Annotated in this window: 12 protein-coding genes; 4 read left to right on the top strand and 8 right to left on the bottom strand. The window is 71.9% G+C overall.

All coding sequences use genetic code 11. From position 1 onward, the window contains the following. The first annotated feature begins 318 nt into the window (after positions 1-318). Entirely contained in the window at positions 319-492 is a 174-nt protein-coding gene (locus UQW22_RS07480; RefSeq protein WP_407320279.1) for a hypothetical protein, read from the top strand. Here the strand turns inward: UQW22_RS07480 and UQW22_RS07475 are convergent. From UQW22_RS07475 to UQW22_RS07465, 3 genes are all read right to left on the bottom strand, one after another. Further along, on the bottom strand, positions 473-1,708 hold the full coding sequence (locus UQW22_RS07475) for a phosphotransferase (protein WP_407320278.1): 1,236 nt from the start codon (positions 1,706-1,708) through the stop codon (positions 473-475). The genes UQW22_RS07480 and UQW22_RS07475 overlap by 20 nt on opposite strands. A 77-nt stretch (positions 1,709-1,785) precedes the next feature. Then, the gene (locus UQW22_RS07470; RefSeq protein ID WP_407320277.1) at positions 1,786-2,271 is read right to left on the bottom strand and encodes a DUF1269 domain-containing protein; all 486 of its coding nucleotides are present in this window, start codon (positions 2,269-2,271) and stop codon (positions 1,786-1,788) included. 114 nt (positions 2,272-2,385) lie between these two features. Then, the gene (locus UQW22_RS07465; RefSeq protein ID WP_407320276.1) at positions 2,386-3,324 is read right to left on the bottom strand and encodes an SDR family oxidoreductase; all 939 of its coding nucleotides are present in this window, start codon (positions 3,322-3,324) and stop codon (positions 2,386-2,388) included. Between the two features lie 195 nt (positions 3,325-3,519). Here UQW22_RS07465 and pgi point away from each other — a divergent pair, with 195 nt between their 5' ends. Beyond that, entirely contained in the window at positions 3,520-5,229 is a 1,710-nt protein-coding gene (gene pgi, locus UQW22_RS07460; RefSeq protein WP_407320275.1) for a glucose-6-phosphate isomerase, read from the top strand. 51 nt (positions 5,230-5,280) lie between these two features. After that, a complete protein-coding gene (locus tag UQW22_RS07455) occupies positions 5,281-6,417 on the top strand; it encodes a PrsW family intramembrane metalloprotease (protein ID WP_407320274.1) in 1,137 nt (378 codons plus the stop codon). Between the two features lie 18 nt (positions 6,418-6,435). On the opposite strand, the gene UQW22_RS07450 is transcribed toward UQW22_RS07455, so the two are convergent. Both UQW22_RS07450 and UQW22_RS07445 read right to left on the bottom strand, forming a co-directional pair. Next, entirely contained in the window at positions 6,436-6,921 is a 486-nt protein-coding gene (locus tag UQW22_RS07450) for a hypothetical protein (RefSeq protein WP_407320273.1), read from the bottom strand. Between the two features lie 108 nt (positions 6,922-7,029). Then, positions 7,030-13,437, bottom strand: a complete 6,408-nt coding sequence (locus tag UQW22_RS07445; protein WP_407320272.1) for a hypothetical protein — start codon at positions 13,435-13,437, stop codon at positions 7,030-7,032. A 204-nt stretch (positions 13,438-13,641) separates the two neighbouring features. On the opposite strand from UQW22_RS07445, the gene UQW22_RS07440 reads away from it, so the two are divergent. Then, a complete protein-coding gene (locus UQW22_RS07440; RefSeq protein ID WP_407320271.1) occupies positions 13,642-15,264 on the top strand; it encodes a LuxR C-terminal-related transcriptional regulator in 1,623 nt (540 codons plus the stop codon). 50 nt (positions 15,265-15,314) lie between these two features. Here UQW22_RS07440 and UQW22_RS07435 read toward each other — a convergent pair whose 3' ends face one another. The 3 genes from UQW22_RS07435 to UQW22_RS07425 form a co-directional block, all read right to left on the bottom strand. Continuing rightward, positions 15,315-21,794: a hypothetical protein gene (locus UQW22_RS07435; RefSeq protein WP_407320270.1), complete on the bottom strand. Its 6,480-nt coding sequence runs from the start codon at positions 21,792-21,794 to the stop codon at positions 15,315-15,317. Continuing rightward, the gene (locus UQW22_RS07430) at positions 21,791-22,147 is read right to left on the bottom strand and encodes a DUF4333 domain-containing protein (protein WP_407320269.1); all 357 of its coding nucleotides are present in this window, start codon (positions 22,145-22,147) and stop codon (positions 21,791-21,793) included. Before UQW22_RS07430 ends, UQW22_RS07435 begins: the two co-directional genes overlap by 4 nt. A 140-nt stretch (positions 22,148-22,287) precedes the next feature. Further along, positions 22,288-22,779 (bottom strand): DUF6069 family protein, encoded by a 492-nt coding sequence (locus tag UQW22_RS07425; RefSeq protein WP_407320268.1) that lies wholly within the window; start codon positions 22,777-22,779, stop codon positions 22,288-22,290. Positions 22,780-22,843: the final 64 nt, after the last annotated feature.

The raw sequence follows: 22,843 nt of genomic DNA, 5'->3' as shown, positions 1-22,843 counted from the left end.
CGCTGCCTGGACGGCCGCCGCCCTGCACGCCGAGGCCCGGCACCAGGAGCATCGGCGCACGGTCTGGATCGTCGCGGTGGTGCCCGACACCTGGCTGGACGGGTTCGCCGTCCTCGAGACGCGGATGTCCACGGACGTGCCGAGCGGGGAGATGGACTGGGCTGAGGAGGTCTGGGACGCCCGTCGCGTCCGCGACATGGTCTCCCGGCACCGCGAGGGCGGCCACGAGGTGCTCGTGGCGGCTGCCGAGCACGCGGCCACCGGCGAGCTCGCCGCCATGACGATGCTGACGCTCCCCACCGCGGCCACCGGCTCGGGATGCTGGTCGAGGCCCTCAACCTCCGGGCCCTGGCCCGCACGCACCCCTCGGTGCGCCGGGTCCGCACCTGGAACGCCGAGGAGAACGAGCACATGCTCGCGATCGACGTCGCGCTGGGGTTCCGCCCGGAAGGCGGGTCCGCGACGATGCGTCTCACCCCGGACGAGCGGTGAGCCAGCTCTCGACGGTGTCCAGGCGACGGGAGGTCTGCCGCGGCCAGTCCGCCTCCTGGACCCGGTGCGGTCCGGTCGCCAGGGACAGCAGCACGCCGGCGGTCCGGGCGTACAGCTCGTCCGGGTCCACCACCCGCGCGAACCCGTCGGCGTAGTCCATCGCCAGCCCGTGCAGCCGCCCGGTGTCCCAGCCCCGCAGCAGGGACAGCGTCTCGACGTGCGCGACCAGGCACGCCAGGTCGTCCGCCCGCCGCCCGGGACCCGCCGAGTCCACGTCGAGGAGCCCGGTGATCCGACCGTCGCCGCCGAGCATGATCTGCGACTCGTACAGGTCACCGTGCGTCGGCTCCGCCGACCCCTGGCCCGCGATCCGCCCGGCGACGACGGCGGCGAGCTGGGCCGCGCGGTCCGCCTCCGCCGGGAGCGCCGCACCGATGACCGAGGCGTAGTGCGCCGCGTTCTCGCTCCAGGAAGCCCGCCGCGGAAGCTGCGTGACGCCGTCGGGCAGCCGTTCGAGGAGGTCGACGACGTCGCCCGCCGCCGGGACCGGGCCGCCGTCGCGCACGGCGTGCCGCATCGACTCCCCCGCGAGCGGCGCGATGACGAGCAACCCGTCGGCGTTGCGCCCCAGGGGCTTCGGCACCGGCAGCCCCGCACCCGCCAGCAGGGCGTGCCGGGCGTACAGCTCGTCGCCCTTCTCGGGGCGGACGACCTTGAGGAACACCCGCGCCCCGGGGGTGCTCGCCTCGATCACGGCGCGCCGCGTCGGCCGGTACGCGCGCACCCGCAGCGTCACCGGACCCCGGGCCACCTCCGGCACGCCGAGGTCCCCGAGCAGCGTGCTCACCGCCTCCGGGTCGTAGGCCGTGGCCAGGGCGGGCAGCCCCGGGTCGCCCGGGAACCGCCACACCGCCACCTCGTGCTCGCCGTCGTCCAACGTCAGCACGCCGGGCACCTGCTGGTCCCCCGGGCGCCCCAACGAGGCACCCAGAGTCTCGGTGCGCACCTGCGAGCCCGCGGCGCCGTCGGGCCCCCCGACGTCCTTGACGGTCCAGCGCACCCGCGCCCGGTACGCGACGGTGGTGGACCGACCGGGCCGGTGGTCCACCTGCCGGACGGTCCAGTCGACGAGCTCCCCACCGGCGGTGGACACGGCCGTCGCGAGCAGCTCCGTCGCGTCGTCGCCGGTGAGGAGCTCGAGGTTGCTGGTTCCCATCCCCCCATCCTCACCACGATCGGCCCTCGGCGCCCGAGATCGGCCCGACGGCGTGACGAGGTCGCGAAGCACCGGGATCAGCCCCCGAACATCTCCTTGAGCTCACGCGTCTCGGCGTCCGACAGGTTGCTGCTGACCAGCGTGGCCCGGAGTCCGTGCAGGCGCTCGCGGAAGCGGTCCGGGTCGCCCTGCTCCGTGATGAGGAACAGCCCCGACGTGCCCGGCACGACCTCCGCCTGGATCCGCTCCAGGTCCTCCTTCTTGATCCCGACGTCGGACAGCGCGCGGCTCAGGCCACCGATCGCCGCACCGGCCACCGCCCCTACGACGGGGATGAAGAACAGCGCACCGATGAGCAGGCCCCAGAGGGCTCCCCAGCCGCCGGACTTCGCGGCATCCTCGTTGACCCCGTGGGTCTTGGGGTGCTTCTCCCCCTCCGGCCACGCGACCACGGCATGGTCGACCAGGGTGACCAGGCCCTCCGAGGCGGCGTCCTTGACGATCGCGGCAGCCTTGGCCGCACCCTCGGGGTCGTCGAACTTCCAGACCGTGAACATGGCCATGAGCGGCGTCCTCTCTCCGTCCGAAGTGGCCGGGTTCGTCCCCGGCCGCTTCGATCCTGGCACCGGGGACGCAGGCCCGCCACAGGACGGGAGCACCGCCGACCGTCCGCCGTGTCAGCGGAGGAGGACGCCGGTCAGCTCCTCCGAGACGTCCCACAGGCGCGCCGCGTCCTCGGTGCGGCGCAGGGGCGCCCACAGCCGCTGCGGCCCGGGTGGACCGCCGGCGCGCCCGGGCCACTGCGGCCCGTAGAACCCGCCGTCCTGCGCCGTCGGGGACGTCACGGCCATCACCGCGGGCAGGGCCGCGCTCTCCACGGTCCCGGCGACGAGCCCGCGTTCCGAGAGCCACCGGATCATCCGGACGTCCCGGGTGTCCGCGGCGCGACCCACCTCGGGACGCGCCGCCAGCAGGCTCGTCGGGGCGACACCAGGGTGCGAGATGGTGCTCGTGACGCCCCAGCCCGCGGCCCGGCTGCGCCGGCCGAGCTCCAGGCCGAACAGGCCGCACGCGATCTTCGACTGCCGGTAGGAGCGCATGCCGTCGTAGCGCCGCTCGCCGTTCAGGTCGTCCCACTCGATCGAGCCGTGGCGTGCGACGATGCTGGTCTGCGACGTCACCCGGGCGCACCCCTGCCGGAGCAGCGGCAGGAGGTGCCCGGTGAGCGCGAAGTGCCCGAGGTGGTTCGTGCCGAGCTGCAGCTCGAACCCGTCGGCGGTGGTGCGGCGCTCCGGCGGTGTCATGACGCCGGCGTTGTTGACGAGCAGGTGGACCGGGGCCCCCTCACCACGCATCCGGCCGCCGAACGCCTCGATCGAGACCAGGGAGGACAGGTCGAGCTCCTCCAGGACGAGCCGGGCACCGGGGTGCCGCTCGCGGACGACGGCGGCGGCCCGTTCGCCCTTGGCCAGGTTGCGCACCGGCATGACCACCTCGGCGCCGGCGCCCGCCAGCCGGGTCGCGATGTGCACCCCGAGGCCGTCGCTGGCGCCGGTCACCACCGCGCGGAGGCCGGAGAGGTCGGGGACGGTCAGGTCGTACGTCCTGCGTGGCATGGATGCGCTCCGTGTCTGGGTCGGTCAGGTCTGCGTCAGGACAAGACTGCCCCCGGCCGTGGTTCTCATCCACGGCCTGACGATCCGTGGCTGAGCGGCCGCTCGCACGAGACGACAGGGCAGCGGCCCCGTGAGCGCCGCCGGCCGCGCGAGACAGCCGCGCACGGCGCGGTCCGGGTCACTACGGTAGGGGCCATGACGACCTCTCCTGTCGATGCCACCACCACGTCCGCCTGGGGTGGGCTCCAGCGGCACCACGACGAGCTCCGCGGGGACCTGCGCGGCTGGTTCGCCACCGACCCGGGCCGCGCCGAGCGTCACAGCCACACCGCCGGAGACCTCTTCGTCGACCTGTCGAAGAACCTCGCCACCGACGAGACGTACGAGCTGCTGGTCCGGCTCGCCGGCGAGGTCGACCTGCCCGGCCGCATCGAAGCCATGTTCACAGGCGAGCACATCAACGTCACCGAGGACCGCGCCGTGCTGCACACCGCCCTGCGTCGTGCGCCCGGCACCCGGCCGCCCCTCGTCGTCGACGGGCAGGACGTGGACGCGGACGTCGCGCGCGAGCTCGACCGGCTCAGCGCGTTCGCCGAGAAGGTCCGCTCCGGCGAGTGGACGGGCGTCACCGGCAAGCCCGTCGAGACGATCGTCAACATCGGCATCGGGGGCTCCGACCTGGGACCCGTCATGGTCTACGAGGCCCTGCGCCCGTACCTGCGCGACGGGCTGGAGGCCCGGTTCGTGTCGAACATCGACCCGACCGACGTCGCGCAGAAGACCGCCGGGCTGGACCCGGAGACCACGCTGTTCATCGTCGCCTCCAAGACGTTCGGGACGCTGGAGACCCTGACGAACGCCCGTCTCGCCCGTGCCTGGCTGTGGGAGGCGCTCGCCGCGTCCGGGGCGATCGAGGACACCGGCTCCGCGCGGCAGGCCGCCGTCGGGCAGCACTTCGTGGCCGTGTCGACGGCGCTCGACAAGGTCGCCGCCTTCGGGATCGACCCCGACAACGCCTTCGGGTTCTGGGACTGGGTCGGCGGCCGCTACTCGGTCGACTCCGCGATCGGGCTGTCGCTCGCCATCGCGTTCGGCCCGGACCGGTTCCGCGAGCTCCTCGCCGGCTTCCGCACCATGGACGAGCACTTCCGCACCACGCCGCTGGCGCAGAACGTGCCCGCGCTGATGGGCCTGCTCAACGTCTGGTACACGAACTTCCTCGACGCGCACACCCACGCCGTCCTGCCGTACGCCCAGCAGCTCCACCGCTTCCCGGCCTACCTGCAGCAGCTCACCATGGAGTCCAACGGCAAGTCGGTGCGCTGGGACGGCTCACCCGTCACGACGCAGACCGGCGAGGTGTTCTGGGGCGAGCCCGGCACCAACGGCCAGCACGCGTTCTACCAGCTGATCCACCAGGGGACGCGCACCATCCCGGCCGACTTCATCGCGTTCGCGACCCCCGCCTACCCCCTCACCGACGCTCAGGGCGACGGGAAGGCGGTGCAGCCCGGCGCGGACGTCCACGAGCTGTTCCTCGCCAACTTCTTCGCCCAGACCAAGGCGCTCGCGTTCGGCAAGACGGCCGACGAGGTCCGGGCCGAGGGCACCGACGAGGCGGTCGTCCCGGCCCGCGTGTTCTCCGGCAACCGGCCGACCACCTCCGTCATGGCGCCAGCCCTCACCCCGGCCGTGCTCGGCCAGCTCGTCGCGCTGTACGAGCACATCACGTTCGTCCAGGGCGTCGTCTGGGGCATCGACTCGTTCGACCAGTGGGGCGTCGAGCTCGGCAAGAAGCTCGCGCTGGAGGTCGCCCCGGCCGTCTCGGGCGACGACGCGGCGCTGGCCGACCAGGACGCCTCGACCCAGGCCCTGGTCGCCTACTACCGGGCCCACCGGGCCTGAGATCGCGGGCGCCACGGCGCCTCGGGTCGCCCGCTCAGTAAGGTCTGGACCATGCCTCCACTCGATCCGCGGGCGATCCTGGCCGGGCGGGCGACCGCCCGGCCCTCGGTCGGCACGATCATCACGATCGCCGTGTCGTCGTTGTGCCTGGTCGTGGCGCTCGTGATCATGCTGCAGGACGGGGCCACGGGCGTCCCGGCGGCCGTCGTCCTGGCGCTCGTCCCGCTGCCGCTCCTCCTCGCCGGGATCCTGGCGCTGGACCGTCTCGAGCCCGAGCCGCCCGACGCCCTCGTCGCCGCCTTCGGCTGGGGCGCCGGCGTCGCGGTCCTGCTCGCGATGCTCCTCAACACGGCCGGTCTCGACCTCGTGTGGGCGCCCATGCTCGGCTCCGAGCTCGGCATGTACGCCACCGCGGCGATCACTGCTCCCGTGGTGGAGGAGATCCTCAAGGGCGCCGTGCTGGTGGGGCTGCTGTGGTTCCGGCGCAGCGAGCTCAACGGTCCCACCGACGGGATCATCTACGGCTCGATGGTGGCGCTCGGCTTCGCCGTCGTGGAGAACATCAGCTACTACGCGTTCGCGCCGCCGGGCACCCTGGCGCTGACGTTCACGGTGCGCGGCCTCGTCTCCCCGCTGCTGCACCCCCTGTGCACCTCGCTGACGGGCATCGGCGTCGCCGCCGCCGCGTTGCGCCCCGCGGGCCGCAGCCGGGTGGCGCCGGTCCTGGCCGGGCTCGTCGGCGCGATGGCCCTGCACTCGCTGTGGAACGCGTCGTCGGCGTTCGGCCTGGCCGGGCTCGGCGCGGCCTACCTGGTGGGGCTCGGCGTGCTGGTCGCCCTCGCCGTCGTGCTGCACCGCGACCGGCGCCGCATCGTCGGTCTGATCCGCACCTACGTGCCGCCCTACCAGGAGATCGGCGTGGTGACCCCCCACGACGTCTGGATGCTGTCGAGCCTGCAGCGCCGCCGTCAGGCCCGCGAACACGTGCGAGCCACCCGGGGCCGCGGTCCGGCGCGAGCGCTGGCCGACTACCAGCAGGCGGCCACCGAGCTCGCCATGCTGCACCGGCGCCACAGCCTCGGGCTGGTGCCCGACGCCGGGTTCGTCGCCCGGCGCGACCCGTTGCTGCTGCTCATGCACCACGCCCGGGCGGCGTTCCTGCCGCCACCTGCGTCACGAGGTACCTGAGCCTGGAACAGCGGGCCCTCATCCGGTCGCCTCCCCGGCCGGGTCGACCTGCGACAGCTGCTGCAGGCATGCCGTGGCGTCGAGCACCTGCCGGGTCTCTCCCTGCCGGGCCGCGGCCAGCGCGCACCAGGCGAGCTGCCGGGCCAACGGCTCCTGCTCGGGCAGGATCTGCGTGTCGGCCACCGACCTCATCACCCTGACGAGTGCCGTGGCCACCACCTGCGGTTCCTGGCACCCGTCGTGATGGAGCCCGAGCGCCACCGACGTTCGCACGTCGATCGCTCCCCGCAACGCCCGCCGTACCGTGGGACCCGCCCACGCCACCGCAGCGTGGCGGCGCCGGCCCGGATGCTGTGCCAGGCGGCAGTGGAAGTCCTCCAGCTCGTCCGGGGTCAGCTCCGGGGGCAGGACGGTGTCGACCCTCCACGTCGCGCCGCCGGACGGGATCGTGCCGTCAGGCGTGCGGGTCAACGTGGCATACCCCCAGATCGTCGGCGTGATCACGCGGTGCAGGTCTTTCCCGAGCATCGGTCCCCCAGTGTCCGTGGCGGGCGGTGGGATGAAGGACGCCCCGCCTCTCGCCGCGCACAGCGAGAGGCGGGGCGGACCCGGTCAGCCTGCCGTTCGGCGTGCGGCCCGCACTCCGTAGGCGCCTGCCAGGGTCAGCAGGACAGCCAGGGCAAGGATGCCCGCGATCGTGGCACCGGTGCGGGGCAGAGACCCGACCGGGGTGACGATCGTGTCCGGTTCGTCCCCGGCCGGCGGCGGGGTAGAACCCGGCGGGGGCGTCGGCTCGGCGCAGGCCTCGGCGGCGGCGGTCAGGTCGTTGTGCCCGATCCCCGCGACGTTGGCGAACCCACCCGGCTCATCCGATCCTGGCTCCGGGCAGGTCCACGTCGAAGCATCCGCCGCCGACCCGTCGACCGTGGCCGTGACCTCCACCCGGTACGTGTGCTCGCCACCAGCCTTCAGCCCGACCTCCGCCGTGACCACGTTCTCCGCGGCACCCTGGTCACCCAGACCCGTCCACGACTCCAGCATCTCGGCGGCCTTCGGAGCCTCGGTCACCGTGGCCGACTCGACCTCGATCCCCGCACCGAACCGCAGCCGGTCCGTGAGCGTGTAGACCCCGCGAGCCGCGCCATCGTTCGACGCGACGATCTCGTAGGCGACCGTCCACACGCCGTCGTCCACGCTCGGCTCACCGACCACCGACTTGGTGATCTCGATCGAGGGCACCGGCGCGCAGTCGGTGTCCGTGACCGTCCCACCGGTCTCGTCGGTCAACGTCGCCGCGTTGTTCAGCCCCTGGGAGACCAGGTTCGAACCCGTCGGCTCGGTGCAGTCCGGCGAACCGGTCCCGTCCTCGCCCACCTCGTCGGTGAACGTCAACGGCACGTCCGCCACCACCGTCACCGTGTAGACGTGCGGGGCATACCGCTCGTCGTCCAGACCCGCGATCGACACGTCCGTGGCGATCCGCTGGTCGCCGTCACCGTCGAACCCGTCGTTGACGCTCACGCCGTCCGGACCGGACACCGAGACCGTGTCCACCGTGATGACCTCGGCGAACAACAGCTCGTCGTCCAGGTCGTACGTGGTCGCCTCGGTCCCGACGTTGCCCACCGTCAGGTCGTACACGACCTCCCACTGACCGCCACCGACGGGCTCCGCGGAGACCAGCTCCTTGTCCAGCGTGGGCTTGCCCGGCCGCACGCACTCGTCGTCCGAGTCCTCGATCCCGTTCCAGTCGACCTCGGCCACGTTGTTGAGCGCCCCGTCGACGGCGTCGCCGCCGCTGGTGCACTCGTCGGTGTCCGGCAGGACCACGTCGGACAGGTCCGCCGCGTACCGCACCGTCACGGTGTACGTGTGCACCACCGCGGCGCCGTCCGCGCCGGCGATCGACTGACCCTCGACGATCAAGGTGTCGTCCACACCGTCGAAGCCGTCGTTGACCCCGACCGAGTCCTCGACGTCGCTGGTGACGTCCTGGATCCCCACCACGGTGATGCCCGTCCCCCAGGTCAGGGTGTCGGTCAGGTCGTACTCACCGGCACCCGGACCGCGGTTGGTGACCTCCAGCTCGTAGGTGGCGTCGTAGACCCCGTCGTCACCCTCGACCGGCGCCACCGCACCCGTGATCGACTTGGCGATGTCGATCAGCGGCGGCTCGGTGCACGCCTCGTCAACCTGCACCTCACCGTTGTGGACCAGCTCCGCGGTGTTCGCGAAGCCGCCGGACTCGCCCGACCCCGGCTCCGGGCACTCGAGCGTCTCCGCAGTGACGGTCTCGAGGTCCAGCGAGGCCACCACCTCCACCTGGAACGTGTGCGAGGCACCCGCATCGAGCGACTCACCAGCCACGATCACGTTCTCGGGTGCCCCGGCCGCTCCTCGACCGGTCCAACCCGAGTTCGTGCTCACCCCGTCCGGAGCCGAGACGACGGCGGACTCGAGGATGTCGATGCCCTCGCCGTACTGCAGCTCGTCGGACAGGTCGTAGTCGCCTGTCGCGGCACCGATGTTCTCGGCCACCACGTCGTACGTGATCGTCCACGTGCCGTCACCGTTGGCCACGGGGCTGTCCTCGGACAGCTCCTTGTCCATCACGATGAGCGGCAGTGCGGCGCACACGTCGTCCTCGGCGACGATCCCGTTGTGGTCGAGCGCGGTCGAGTTGGCCAACCCGCCGCTCTCGCCCGATCCCGGTGGGGGGCACTCGAGCGCCGCCGGGTCGATGGTGTCCTCGTCCATCTCGACCGTGACCTCGACCTGATACGTGTGCACCTGCTCCGCCTCGAGCGTGACGTCCTCGGCCACGACGTTGGCCGCGGCGCCCTCGTCACCCAGACCGGTCCATCCGTCGTTGGTCGTCACACCGTCCGGAGCCGTCACGACGCCGGCCTCGGTGATCTCGATGCCCTCGCCGTACTGCAGCCGGTCGGTCAGGTCGTAGTCACCGGCCTCGCCGCCGACGTTCTCGGCCACGAGGTCGTAGACGATCGTGAACGTCCCGTCGCCGTTCGGCGTCGGACCCTCGGAGATCGCCTTGTCCACCACGATGTACGCGACCGCGACACACGCCTCATCGGTGTCGGTGAGGTCGTTGTGCTCGATACCCGCCGAGTTCGACAGGCCTCCCGGCCCGTCCTCACCCAGCGCCGAGCACGGTGTGATCACCGGGACGCCCGTGGTGCCCTCGGCGATCCCGACCACCACATCGATCTGATAGGTGTGCGTGCCGCCCGCGTCGAGCGGCACGTCGGAGGCGATGACGTTCTCCTCGGCCCCCTCCTCACCGAGGCCGGTCCACGACGCCGACGGCGTCACGCCATCGGGAGCCGAGACCACCTCACCCGAGACGACCTCCAGGTCACCGTCGGCCGTCATCTGGTCGGTCACCTCGTACGTGCCCTCGGCCGCGCCGTCGTTGGTGGCGACGAGGTCGTAGGACACCGTCCAGGTCCCGTCACCATTCGGCACCGGACCCGCGGACACGCCCTTGGTGATGTCGATCGAGGGCAGCTCGGCGCAGGCCTCGTCCACCTCGGTCTCACCGGTCGACTTGGTCAGCTCCGAGGTGTTCGTGAACGCCCGGTCCTCGGGCTCACCGTCCTCGGCGCCGCAGGCCGTCGGGTCATCGGCGCCGCCGGCACCCTCGAGCTGCAGCGGCACGTCAGCGACGACCGTCACCTGGTAGACGTGCGGCTCGTACTCCGGGTTGTCCATCCCCTCGATCTCGGCGAAGTCCGTGACCATCAGGTTGCCCTGACCGTCCCACGCCGGGTCGGTGAGCGTCACGTCGGCCGGGGACGCCGTGACCTCGGCCGAGGTGATCGTCGCCTGGTCGGTGAAGTGCAGCTCGTCCGCCAGCGCGTACTCCGCGGCCGGCGTCTGGACGCTCTCCACCACGATCTCGTAGACGATCTCCCACTGCCCGCCACCGATCGGAGCGGCCGAGACCAGCTCCTTGGTGTGCGTGGTGTCCCCCACCGGCGTGAACCCGGCCGGGTCGCAGTTGATCTCCGGCGGCACCTGAGAGTCCGCGGGGATGTCCGCCTCAGCACAGGCGGTGTTGACGACGTCGTCCTCGCCCACCGGCTCGGTCAGCACGATCTCGAACTCGTGGACGTAGCTCTCGCCCGGCGCGAGCGACTCGATGGTGAACGAGCCCTCCGGGAACAGGTCGTCCTCCACCACGACGTTCGTCAGCGACCCCTGACCGGTGTTCTCCACCACGATGCGGTACGGGACCGTGTCCCCGACGTGGAACTGCGGGTACGTCCCCGGCTCCTGCGCGTCCTGCCACTCCCCCTCGGAGTCCTGGACGTACTTCTTCAGGTTCGCCGAGTAGTAGTTCGCGATCTCGGTGGGAGCCGACGTGCGCATCACCAGACGGGTGTTCTCCGCCCGGCCCTGTGCCCGGTTCACCAGGACGTCCTCGCCCTCCATGCCGTCCGTGACGATCGGCACCGTGAAGCTGAACGCACCCCGCGGCTCCAGCTCGTCGGTGATGACACGCACCGCCGTCGCGTCCGGGTCGAACGTCGTGGTCCAGCCCACCGTGTTGCCCGTCGTGTCACCCGCAGACCCGTTCATCGCATCCGCCGGGTCGTCCGACAACGTCGCCGGATCCGCCGTCGTGTAGTAGACCGTCGCGCCCATGCTCACCGTGACGTCACCGCTCAGCTCGTACGTGCCCGTCATGTCCGTGCCTCGGCCGTCACCGTCGTACGGCAGGATGTCGATCGTGTCCGTGAAGGCCTGCGCCGACGAGTCCTCCGAGACCACGTCCACCGTCCATGACCCCTCGCCGACGCCGTCACCGTTGACGTTCGGGATGAACGCCTGATCCGCCGTCTTGAGGATCGACGTGGAACCGGCCGTGTTCACCGTCATCGACGCCGTCGCCGGCTCGCTGGCCGTGCCCCCGCCGACGCTGCTCTCCACGCTGTTGACCAACCGGTCACCGCCGGCGACGTCCTCGGAGATGTCCGCCGAGTACGTCAGCGTGTTCGCCTGGTTGGTCGGCACCCCGTCGAGCGTCCAGGTCAGGACCTGCTGGCCGTCGAAGTTGGTGGAGGTCTCCGGCTCAGGGTCTGCCGACCCGGGGGCGTACGTGGCACCCAGCGGCATGACGTCCCGCACGATGTAGCCGTCGACCGTCTCGGCCACGTCCGTGCCCTCAGCGGTGTAGTTCACGGTGAACGTCGCGGTGCCGCCGGCGTCGACCACCGTCGGCTCGACGGTCTTGTCCACCTGCGGCGTCACGGTGGAGATGCGCAGGATGTCCCGGCCGCTCCCCGAGTACGGATAGCGCGTGCCGGGAGTCCGCGCCCCGGTGTTGGGGGCGTCTCCCGGGCTCATGGTGCGATTGTTGTAGACCCACTCCCCGTTCCAGGTGTTCCGGTAGGCAGACCAGGTCCAGATGTCCTGACCGGCGGCCGCGTCGTCGCTGACGACCTGCGACACCAAGAGCTGCGGAGCCGCAGTCCGCATCCCGCCCCCCAGGCCGAAGCGGGAGCGCACCGCCTGCACCGTGGACAGGTCCGCGGGTGGGCTCGTGACCCAGTTCGCGTTGTCGTTCCCGCACACCTCGGTTCCGTTCGGGTCGTCGATCGGTGTGTCCCGCACGAGGTACTCGATCGGGACGTCGAGGGGAGATCGTTGGTCGTTCCGGTCGACCACCTGTGCACCGGTGTAGTTCACGTGCTCGCCGTCGAGGATCACGCACAGGCCACCGTAGCCGACCTGGGGATCCACGTTGGCGTAGTTCACAGATGTGCTTCCCTGGACCTCGGTGCCCGGTGCGACGCGATACTGGTCCAGCCAGAGCCTCGCGCTCGAGTTCGTGTACGAGGGGAACCAGTTGCCCACGCCGAAGCCCGAGGACCAGTTGACCTCCGAGCTGTTGTTCGCCGGATCGTCCTCGCTCGTCGATCCGTCTGCCGTGTAGGTCGGCGCGCTGGAGACGAGGCTGGCCGTTCCGGAGTTGGCGTCCGTGACGACGCGGAACACCACCTCGCCGGACGCCACCGCCACTCGTCGCGTGGGCAGAGCCTCACCCCTGGAGTCCTCGGTCGGGACCTGAGCGTGGCTGTAGTCGATCCCGGTCAGGGTGAGGTCGTACGTCGAGTTGTTGATCCGCGTCAGGGTGCAGCTCTCGACGAACGGCGCCATCTGCTCCGCCGGGTTGTCACCGCCGGAGTACGGATGGCCCACCGCCCCACCGGTGGTGAACGCGGCGCACTCCCTCGGCCCCACCTGCATCGGGGCGCCGTCGGTGTTGCTCAGGCTCAGCCGATAGGTCACCGTGTCCGGACCGTCCGGGCTGAGCGCCCCGTGGAACAGCGTCCAGTTGAAAGCCACGTTCCGCCCCGCGCCGGAGTTCAGCGTCTTGCCCGCGTTGTAGTCCCACACGACGTCCATCAGCAACGGGTTCTCGATCGGGATCTCGGGCAGCTCGGCCACCTGGTCCGCCACCGTCGCCGACATCGACACCGCACCGGACTCGCCGGTGACGGTCACGGACGTGTCCAGCCGGAAGGCCGTCCCCTCGTCGAACGTGCCCCCGTTGCAGACCAGGGTCGCGCCGTCGTCCAGGATCTCCGACGCCGGGTCGACGCCCTCGGTCAGGCAGGCCGGCGGGATCTCCTCGAAGACGGCGTTCACGGCCGTCACGGTGATCGTCACGTCGTCGACCGGCTCGTTACCCGGCGCCTCGGCGTCGTCGTTGACGTTCGCCCACCAGGTCCCGGCGATCGAGTCCCCGGTCGCGACCGACTCGGTCGGCGTGTCGTCGTCCCACTCGCCCTCGAGCTCGTAGACCGTCGCCGCCTGCGCAGGCAGCGCGATCGCCCCCGACGCACCGACCAGGGCGACCGCCCCCGCCAGGCCGGCTGCGACGAGGCGCGCACGCGTCGCTCGATCGCCGGAGCGGAGCGCGCGCATGACGCCTCCCGCCGCATGCCTTCCTCGATGGTCGGCGTCCGCCGCCCCCCACGAACGAGCCCGCATGATGTCTCCTTCGAGCCAAGCGCACGTGCCCCGTGCACGCGCCGTTATCACTCACGTGACCACGGCCCCCGTGAGTGCGACGGTCGAACGGGCCATTTTCATCAACGGCCTCATCAGGTCCGATGGTGCGTCCCGCAAGGTCCGAGCGGGTGAAATTTCTCCTCCGGCATGCGGTCTCTCCGCAGCTGACCGATCATCAGCGGCGTGGACACCGCAGGGGGCTCGTTGGACACACCGGAACGACAACAGATCGAGGAGGCGCTGAGGACAGGGGACGTCCACGCCGTCGAGCGATACTTCGACGAGCAGTGGTACGCCTTCCCTGCCGCGCACGCGTCCGGACTCATCAGGTTCGGCGCGTCGCTGGACGCCGCGGTCCTGACCAGACGGCCACGCCTCCTGCATGCGCTGCTCCTGGCCACGCACCACACCGAGCTGGAGGCGGACGACCCGCATCTGCGCACGGTCATCCAGGAGATCGCGCGGCGGGGCCGGGGGTACGCGGCGCAGCTGGAGCGGACGTCCTCGTTGAAGGACCTGGTGTCGATGGGCACCATCGCCGTCATCTCGACCCGCCTGCACGGCGACTACGCGGAGTCGTTGCGGATCGGCGCCTGGGTCGATCGACGGGCGTCGGCCATGACACCGGACCATGCCGTCCTGAGGAGCGCGGAGCTGCGCCCCGGGTGGCTGGCGAGCCAACGAGCACTGACGGCGCTGCTCGCGGGTGACGTGGACCGGGCCAGCGAGCTGAACGCCCAGGCGTACGCCGAGTCCGGGCCGCGCCCGCACGCCCACTACGCGGGTGCCAACGCGGCTGCCAACCTCGCCCTGATCTGCTCCTACCGCGGCCACCTCTCCCTGGCGCGGTCCTGGGCCGAGAAGAACGGACAGATGGGTCCCTTGACACCGCAGATCGAGCACCTGACGAGCCTGGGTGCGACGATCGCGCGAGCACTCTGCGCCATGGAGGAGGGCCGCCCGGCGCCCGCCCGGGCGTTGCTGGACGAGATCGGCCCTCCGACGCAGAGGGTCGAGCTGTGGCCGTTCGTCGCCTACGCCTGGGCGACCTTCGACTCCGCCTACGGTGACCCGGCCGAGGGGGCGAAGCGCCTGGACGAAGCGCGCACCCAGCACGGGGCGGGCAGCCCTGACCGCACGACGATGACCGGTGAGCTGGTCTACCGCTCGGAGGCCGTGCTGGAGTCCCGGATCGGCCCGGGCAGCCGTGTCGTCAACCTCGCCCGTGCCCTCGATCATCCCTGGTACCTGGACCACCACCTGGCCTGGGCCCACCTCGGTCATGGGGACGACCGGGAGGCGGTCCGGGTCGCATCCCGCGCCCTGCACTCCGCTGGTCCGACGCGCCCGCTCGCCGACCGCATCGGCCTGCACCTGGCCGGAGCACTCGGACGTCTCGGACTCGGCGAGGAGGGTGAGGCGAGGAGGGAGTTCCTCCTCGCTCTCGGCCTACGCTCGACGGCCGAGCACGTCCGGCCGTTCCTGGCGGCACGGAACGACGATCTCGCCCGGCTGTGCCGCGTCGCGGGCGTCGACCCCGTCCTCCCCCGCAGCGACCTGGTGACCAACCCGGTGCGGTTCAGCAGACCGGTGCAGCTGACGCCGCGCGAGCGCGAGGTCCTGCGGCTGCTCGACGAGGACGTGACGGCAGCGGGGGCGGCACGCGCTCTCTACGTCTCTCCGGCGACCGTCCGGACCCAGTTCCAGAGCATCTACAAGAAGCTGGGTGTCTCGAGCCGGCTCGACGCGCTGGCGCGTGCCCACATGCTCGGGCTGGTCCACGACGCCACACCCGGACCGCGCTGACGTCGTCCGGCCCCCTGACCAGGGGGCCGGACGACGGGTGCCGTCGCCGCTCAGGAGCGGCGCCACCGTGCCGCGACCAGCAGCAGGCACCCGAACGCGACCAGCAACGCCATCGCCACGAGCACCGCCGAGCCGACGTCGGCGCCGGTCCGCGGCAGCTCACCGGTCTGGCCGTCGACCGTCGGGGCCGCCGCGCTCGGAGTGGAGACCGTCGACTCCGGCGAGACCACCGGCCGGCCGTCCGGGTCCGAGCCTGCTGCCGAGGCGGTGTTGTCCACCGATCCCGCGGCGCCGTCCGGCACCGTCACCGCGTAGGGAGCGGCGGTGACGGTCACCGTCTGGCCCGGGGCCAGCTCGTCCACGCCGTCGACGCCGGTCACCATCGGGTCGTCCACCTGCGCGTCGAAGACCGTGGTGTTGCCGACGTTCGTGAGGTCGAACGAGTACGTGATCTCCTCGCCCGGGTCGGCGACCTCGTTGCCGTCGCCGTCGTCGAGGGCTGCACGCTTCGTCAGCGCGAGCCCCGGGACGGACTCCAGCGGGACCGTGACCGACGAGGCTTCCTCCAGAGCGTCTCCGCGCAGGGAGGAGGCGGTCGCGGTGGCGGTGTTCTCGAGGACACCCGCATCGATCTCGGCCTGGCTCACCGCATAGCTCGCCGTCGCCGTCACCAGCTGTCCCGGCGCCAGGGAGCCCGGCTCACCGGGCCAGTCGTCGAACACCACGTCCGACACGCCCTCCAGCTCGTCGTCGATCGTGAGGTCCGCGATCGTGACGCTGCCGGTGTTCTCCACCTCGAACGTGAAGGTCGCGGTGTCGCCGGCCAGGGGCCGCGTCGGGTCGGCCAGCGCCCCGGTCTTCGTGAACCGGAGGGCCGCGTCACCGTCCAGCACGACGGTCACGTCGTCCCGGGCGTCGACCAGGCCGCCACGAGCACCTGCCGCACCGACCGTCGCCTCGTTGAACACCTCGCCCGTATCCAGGTCGTCCTGCGAGACGTGATACGTCGCCCGGGCGACCACCGACTCCGCCGGGGCGAGCGTGCCCGGCTCCGCGGGCCACTCGCCGTACGTGATCTCGGAGAGTCCTGCCAGGGCGTCCGAGACCTCGACACCGCTGAGCGTGACGTTGCCCGTGTTCGTCACCACGAACGTGTAGTCGAAGGCGTCGCCGGCCGCCCCGACGTCGGCCGTCGACCCGGCCGACTTGTCGAGAGCGACGGCAGGCTCCGCGCCCAGCGGGACCGTGGAGGTGTCCCCGTCGGTGACGGCGCCGCCCCGGACCCCGGTCGCCGACACGGTCGCGACGTTCACGACCTCACCGCCGTCCAGGTCCGCCTGCGTGACGGCGTAGGTGGCAGTGGCCCGCACCTCGGCCCCAGGGCTGAGCTCACCGGGCGAACCCGGCCACGGACCGAACGTCACTGCCGAGACACCGTCGAGCTGGTCGTCGATCTCGACCCCCTCGAGAGTCACGTTGCCGGCGTTCGTCACGACGAAGGTGTAGTCGACGAGGTCGCCCGCCCTCGGCGCGACGTCGGTGATCTGTCCCGACTTGTCCAGCGTGACCCCGGCCACCGCGGGGAGGGCGACCGTGTCCCCGTCGAGAGCCGAGACCGATCCACCGTTCGCAGCCGTCCCGGTCGCCTCGACGACGTTGTCCACCCGTCCACGGTCGAGGTCCTGCTGGGTGATGACGTACGTCGCGGTGGCGCTGACCTCCTCGGAAGGAGCGAGCACACCCGGTTCACCGCCCGGCCACGGCCCGAACTCGATCGACGACAGGCCGTCGAGCTGGTCGTCCAGGGCGACGTCCGCGACGGTCGACGTGCCGGTGTTCGTCGTGACGAACGTGTAGGTGACCGTGTCTCCGGCTGCGGGCGCCCCGGCGTCGAGCCGCCCGGACTTGGTGACGGACAAGGAGGGGTCGGCCGGGACGGGCACCCGCGTCGCGTCCTGCGCGACCGCCGTCTGGCCGTCCGGCGCCGTGCCGGTCACCGTCGCCTCGTTGTCCACGCCGCCGGCGTCGACGTCGTCCTGGTCGGTGACGTAGGTGGCGGTCGCCGTCACGGACTCGCCGGGAGCGAGCACGCCGGCGTCCTGGGGCCACCCCTCGTCGCTGATCGGCGACAGCCCGGGCAGCGCGTCGTCGACGGTCACGTCGTCCAGGGTGACGTTGCCCGCGTTCTCGATCTCGAAGGTGAAGGTGACGGTGCCGCCGGCGGACGTGCGAGCCGGGTCCTCGGCGGCGCCCGTCTTCTCGAACGTCAGTGCCGGGTGGGACGCGAGGAGGACCGTCGCCGTGTCGGAGGACTCCACCGTGGTGGTGTCCGGCGCACTGCCGGCGGCCGTCGCGGTGTTGTCGACGGATCCCGCGTCGACGTCGTCCTGCGTCAGCTCGTAGGTGGCCGTCGCGACCACCGAGCCACCAGCGGGCAGCACTCCCTCGTCGCCGGGCCACGCACCGAACGTGAGTGCCGACAGGTCCGGCAGGTCGTCGACGATCGCGACGTCCGTCAGGGTGACGTTGCCGGTGTTCTCCACGTCGAAGGTGTACGTGACGACGTCGCCGGCGTCCGCGCCGGACGTCTCCCCCGACTTGGCGAGCTGGATACCCGGCGCGTGCGCGATCTCCACGGTGTGACCCGCATCGTCGGTCGCGACACCGCCATCTGCGGAGTCGGCCCGGACCGTCGCCGTGTTCTGCAGCTCGCCACCGTCGACGTCGTCGGCGGTCAGGGTGTAGGTGGCCGTCGCCGAGACCGACTGGCCGCTGCCCAGGTGGCCGGGCAGAGTGGGCCACGGCTCGTACGTCATCTGTGACAGCCCCGGCATCGGGTCGTCCAGCTCGATGCCGCTCAGGGGGCCGCCCCCCGCGTTGGTGATCGTGAAGCGATAGGTGACGACGTCTCCGGGTCGGGCGTCGGCCGGGTCCGCCGGCGTGGCGGTCTTGGTGAGCACGACCCGGTCGACGACGTTCACGTCGGTGCCTTCACCGCTGAGCGTCGTCCCCTCGAACGCCGGGTCGTCCACCGTCGCGGTCGCCGTGTTGGTGATGGCCGTGCCAGCGTCCTCGAGGACCCTCACCGTCATGCTCACCTCGACGGAACCGCCGGCGGGGATCGTCTCGACGACCCACGTGACGTCACCGTCGGCGTGCTGGCCGTCGTCGGACGCCGAGACGAGCTCGGTGCCCGCCGGGACCTCGTCGACCACGGTGACGCCGGTCAGCTCCTCGTGGTCGAGCGGGTTGGTGACCGTGATCGAGTACGTCGTCTCCTGACCCGGCACCACGGCGGACCTGGCGTCCGACTTCTCGACCTCGAGGTCACCGGCCGCCTCGGTCGTCCGGATCAGGACCGTGTGCTCGTTGTTCGTCTCGTCGGAGTCGTAGGTGGGGCCGTCGACCAGCGCGACGATCTCCGGGTCCGCGCGCGTCACGGTCGCCTCGAGGAGGAGCGGCGCGGGGCTGCCCGTCGTCAGCATCTCCGTCGGCGTGCACTCGAGCGTCGCCGGACCCTCGACGGGTGCCGTCCCGTCCGCCGTGCAGGTCCAGCCGTCCGGAGCGAGCCCGTCCACCCGGACGCCCGCCGGCAGCGAGAGGGTCACGACCGCCTCGGCCTCGGCCGAACCGCCCAGGTTCTCGAACTCGAACGGCACCACCACGGGACGTCCGACCTGACCGTCCACGGCGTCGGCTCCGCCCGCGACGAGATCGGCCTCCGTGGTCACCGCACACACCGGCCGGGGCTCGGAGGCCAGCGTGCGGTCGGAAGCGACCGCCACGGAGTTGCAGGCGAGGGCGTCGGCTCCCACCGCACCCTCGATCGCCGCGGTCAGGACGAACGACGCCGTCTCGCCCGGCGCCAGGTCTCCCGTGACGAGCGCCCGCACCGACCGCATGCCGGCGGGCTCCGCCGACCAGTCGTCGTCGCCGGGCTCCGGGTGGACCTCCGGACGGTCCGGGTCGGTGGACGCGGAGAACGCGAGCTCCACGTTCGGGCTCGTGCCCGTGACCGCACTGAGGCTCTGGTCGAGCTCCGAGCCCCGCGGTGTGCTCGCGGTGCTCGGCGTGATCCCGGTGTCACCGACGTGCGGGAGCACGTCGTAGGCCACCACGTCGCCGAGGGACGTGTTGCCGCTGTTCTGCAGCGTCACGCGGTATCCGATGCTGGTCGCGTTGGCCGGCACCTGCACCACCCGGTCCGGGTCGGCGATCCACTCGCAGCCGTCCGCGGCGGTCGGGTCCGGCTGGCAGATCTCCTTCACGACCGTCAGGGAGTCGGCGGCGGAGACGGCGACGCTCTGGGACGTCGTCGCGAACCAGGCGGCGACGTCGCCGGAGCCGTCCACGTCGTCGGTGTTCTGCGTCCCCTCGCGGAAGTCCGCCTCGGTGTCGTCCCAGGTGCGGGTCGAGTCACCGATCCACGCGTGCGCGACGCTGGTCGTACCGGCGGCCACGGCGAACGTCGGCTTCGCGACGACGGTCATCGTCGGCAGCGGCTCGTAGTCGTCGAACGTCGTCGCGTCCGGCCACACCGCCACCACCACGTCCCGCTCGACGCCGTCCACGGTGCGGGTCGCATAGTCGAACGTCACGCCGTCCGGCGCGTCGGAGAACGTCGCCGTCCCCTCGGAGACGGTCCATCCCTCCGGCGCGATGAAGACGTACTGCGGGGTGAAGGGGCTGTCGGACGGCATGTCGGTCACCGAGCCGGCGACGCTGAACGTGACGTCCCGGTCGGGTACCGCGCTGCCACCGCCCTCGACCGCGGGAGCAGCCGAGAAGTCGGCGACCACCTCGGGAACCGCCCGGGGTGTCTCCACGAGCCGCACGGTGCGTGAGGCCTCGGTCTCCTGGGGCTCCAGCTCCGGAGCGTCGGGCCAGGACATGGTCGACGTCGCCGTGTTGACCCGCTCGACGTCGACGGGCGACCCGGGCTGCACCCGGTAGCGGACGTTCGCGTTGAACCAGCTGAAGGTCCGGTCGCCGGGCTGCGCGCGCGCCGGCTGGATGTCACCGCTGGTGACCCTCATCGACACGATGCTGGTGCCCTCGGGCGCCTGGTACCGGGAGCCCGTGGTCGTCCCGGTCTGGCCGTCGTCGAGCTCCCACTCGATCGTGCCCGGTGCGGACAGCGCGATCTCGAAGACGTCGAGGTTCTCCTGGTCGAACGTGTCCTCGATGACTGCCGTTCCCACCTGGTTGCTGCCGTTGCCGGCGGACACCGTCCACCGGTACTCGTTGGCGGGCTCGCCGGCGTCCGGCACCTCGATCAGCCGCGTGGGCCCGTCCGTCCCCGTCCGCGACGTGTCCTTCGCCGTCGTCCCTGTACCGAACGGGTCCCAGCAGGCGACCACGACGTCGACGGTGGTGTCCGCGGACTTGGTGGTGCGAGCCGCGTCGAGGTAGGTCGCCTCGACGGAGAGGCTGACGGGAACCGTCGCCTCGAAGTTGCATCCGTCGGCGTCGGCGTCGGCGAAGTTCTCCCCCGGGAACCGGAGCTCGACCCGGTGCGGCCGGTAGTTGTCGCGGGTGTACCAGGCCGACTCCGGGCTGCCCCAACCACCCGCGGCGTCATACACGGGCTCGTCCTCGGTACCGCGCGTCCACGTGATCGTGTGGGTCGCCTCGTCGTACACACCGCCATCCGTGTCGACGACCTCCGCCTCGGGCGGCAGGGTCTGCGTGACGGTGTAGCTGCCGGCCGCGACCCACTCGGTGGTGCCGTAGGCGTCCCGGTAGGGCCCGCCGGTGACGAACAACGGGAAGGCGCCGCTGCCCATCCTGTTCGTGAGGGTCAGCGGGTCGTCGACGGAGACGGTCCTCTCCGCACCGACGATGGCGACGCTCGGGTCGGGGACCTCGTTGTGCCAGACGACGGGAGCAGCGGTCGCCTCGACCGGGTCCGGCACGTTCTCGGCCGACGCCTCCACGCCCATGACGATCTCGAAGCCGTCGGGGTAGAACTGCCCGGCTCGCGCCGTCGCGCCGAAGCCGCTCGTTCCCTCCGCTTCGACCTGGTAGGTCACGAGGAACGTCCCGGAGTCCCCGGCGGCCAGGTCTCCGAGCTGGAAGACCTTGCCGGTCAGGTCGTCGCCCGTCGGCGTCACGTCGGGTGCCCCGTTGGGGCGCGTCCACGTCTCGTACGCGAGGAGCGCAGGGGTGCTGTAGTCCGCGCTCGGCGCGAGCGCCGCCAGCCCGTAGGGGTCGGGCTGCGACGGGGAGAAGCGGACCTCCGCACCGGTGCAGTCCGCCACCGAGCACGCGTACGAGACCCGGTACGCCAGCCGGTCGTCGTGCTGGCCGTACGACGTCTCCGTGACGGGCTCACCGGTGAGGTGGTGCACCGGGGTCACGCTCACGGTCAGCACCGCGTCCGCCGCCGCCGCCGGGCCGGCCGCGACCGTCCCGGTGAGGGCGAGGGCGGCGACGACGGTGGCGGCGACACCTCGCACGAGCGATCCCACCCGGCGCAGCCCCCTGCGTCGTCCCGTCGCTGCCATGGTGGAGCCCTTCGTCTGCTTCATCGGTCCCTCGCGTCGTCGGTGGAGATCTCGAGCCGGACGGAGTAGTCGTCGTCACCGTCCGGATTGACGACACGAACCCGTGCCGTGTGGGTCTCGCCGGCGTCCGTCACCGTGCAGTCGTGCTCGGCGCCGTCGGCGACGCTCAGCTCGCCCGCGGCGCACCGGACCGTCGGCCGCACATCGATCTGTCGCTCGATCGTGGTCATCAGCTCCGTCGCGAGATGTTCGCCGTCGGCCGTCGGTCCAGCACTGCAGCCCGCGACGAACAGCAACGGGACCAGGGCCACCAGCCCCGGCCGGCGCGTGCTGCCCGAGCGCCGGCGCAGCCGCGTTGCACCGGTGCGTTCCACCACCGGACGACGTGTCGTGCACCCCACGTTGTGCTCTCCAGTCCTGGTCGTCGCAAGCCGCCTGAACGCGGCCAGCGAGACATATTCGACACGCTCCGGTCTGGTAGCGCTCGTCCACCGGACAGAGATCATCAACAGGGTCATCAACCACGTGGCCTCGAGACGGCCACCGGCCGAGGCCGTCCGGACGCCTGGTGCCCGCGCGGGCGCCCGCGAAGACCCAGCGCGATCGCGGCGCCGACGGCGACGTGCTCCGCGACGAGGAACCCCGCCGCCTCGCGGGTCGCCGCACCGAGCGGACCGGCCAGCGACACCAGCAGCACCACGCCGCACGCCACGAGCCAGGTGCGTTCGCCGTCACCGGTCAGCCGCCGCAGGAGCGCTCGCGTACCCCACCCGAGCAGCCCCGCCACCAGCCCGGCCACGACGACGTCGGCCAGCCCCACCTCGCGCAGCCCGTCCCCGGCACGGGCCCGCAGGTCCGCACCGCTCAGCGTCGCCACCGTCCACACCACGGCGGCGACCGCCGCGGCCAGCAGGGGGACGGCCCCCGGCGGTGTCGGACGGCGGAGCACCCCGCGCCGTCGGGTCCCGTGCCCGCCCTCCGGCGTCCGCCCTGTCACCTGATCGGTCATCGCCCTGCCTCCTCCTGCCGGCACGCACCGGCCGTCGTCGATCGTCTGTCGGAGACCAGCCTGG

The sequence above is a fragment of the Isoptericola halotolerans genome (assembly GCF_045689585.1).
GTDB lineage: Bacteria > Actinomycetota > Actinomycetes > Actinomycetales > Cellulomonadaceae > Isoptericola > Isoptericola halotolerans_B.
Note: the sequence above shows the minus strand (reverse complement) of the source record. Positions and strands in the feature narration are given on the sequence as shown.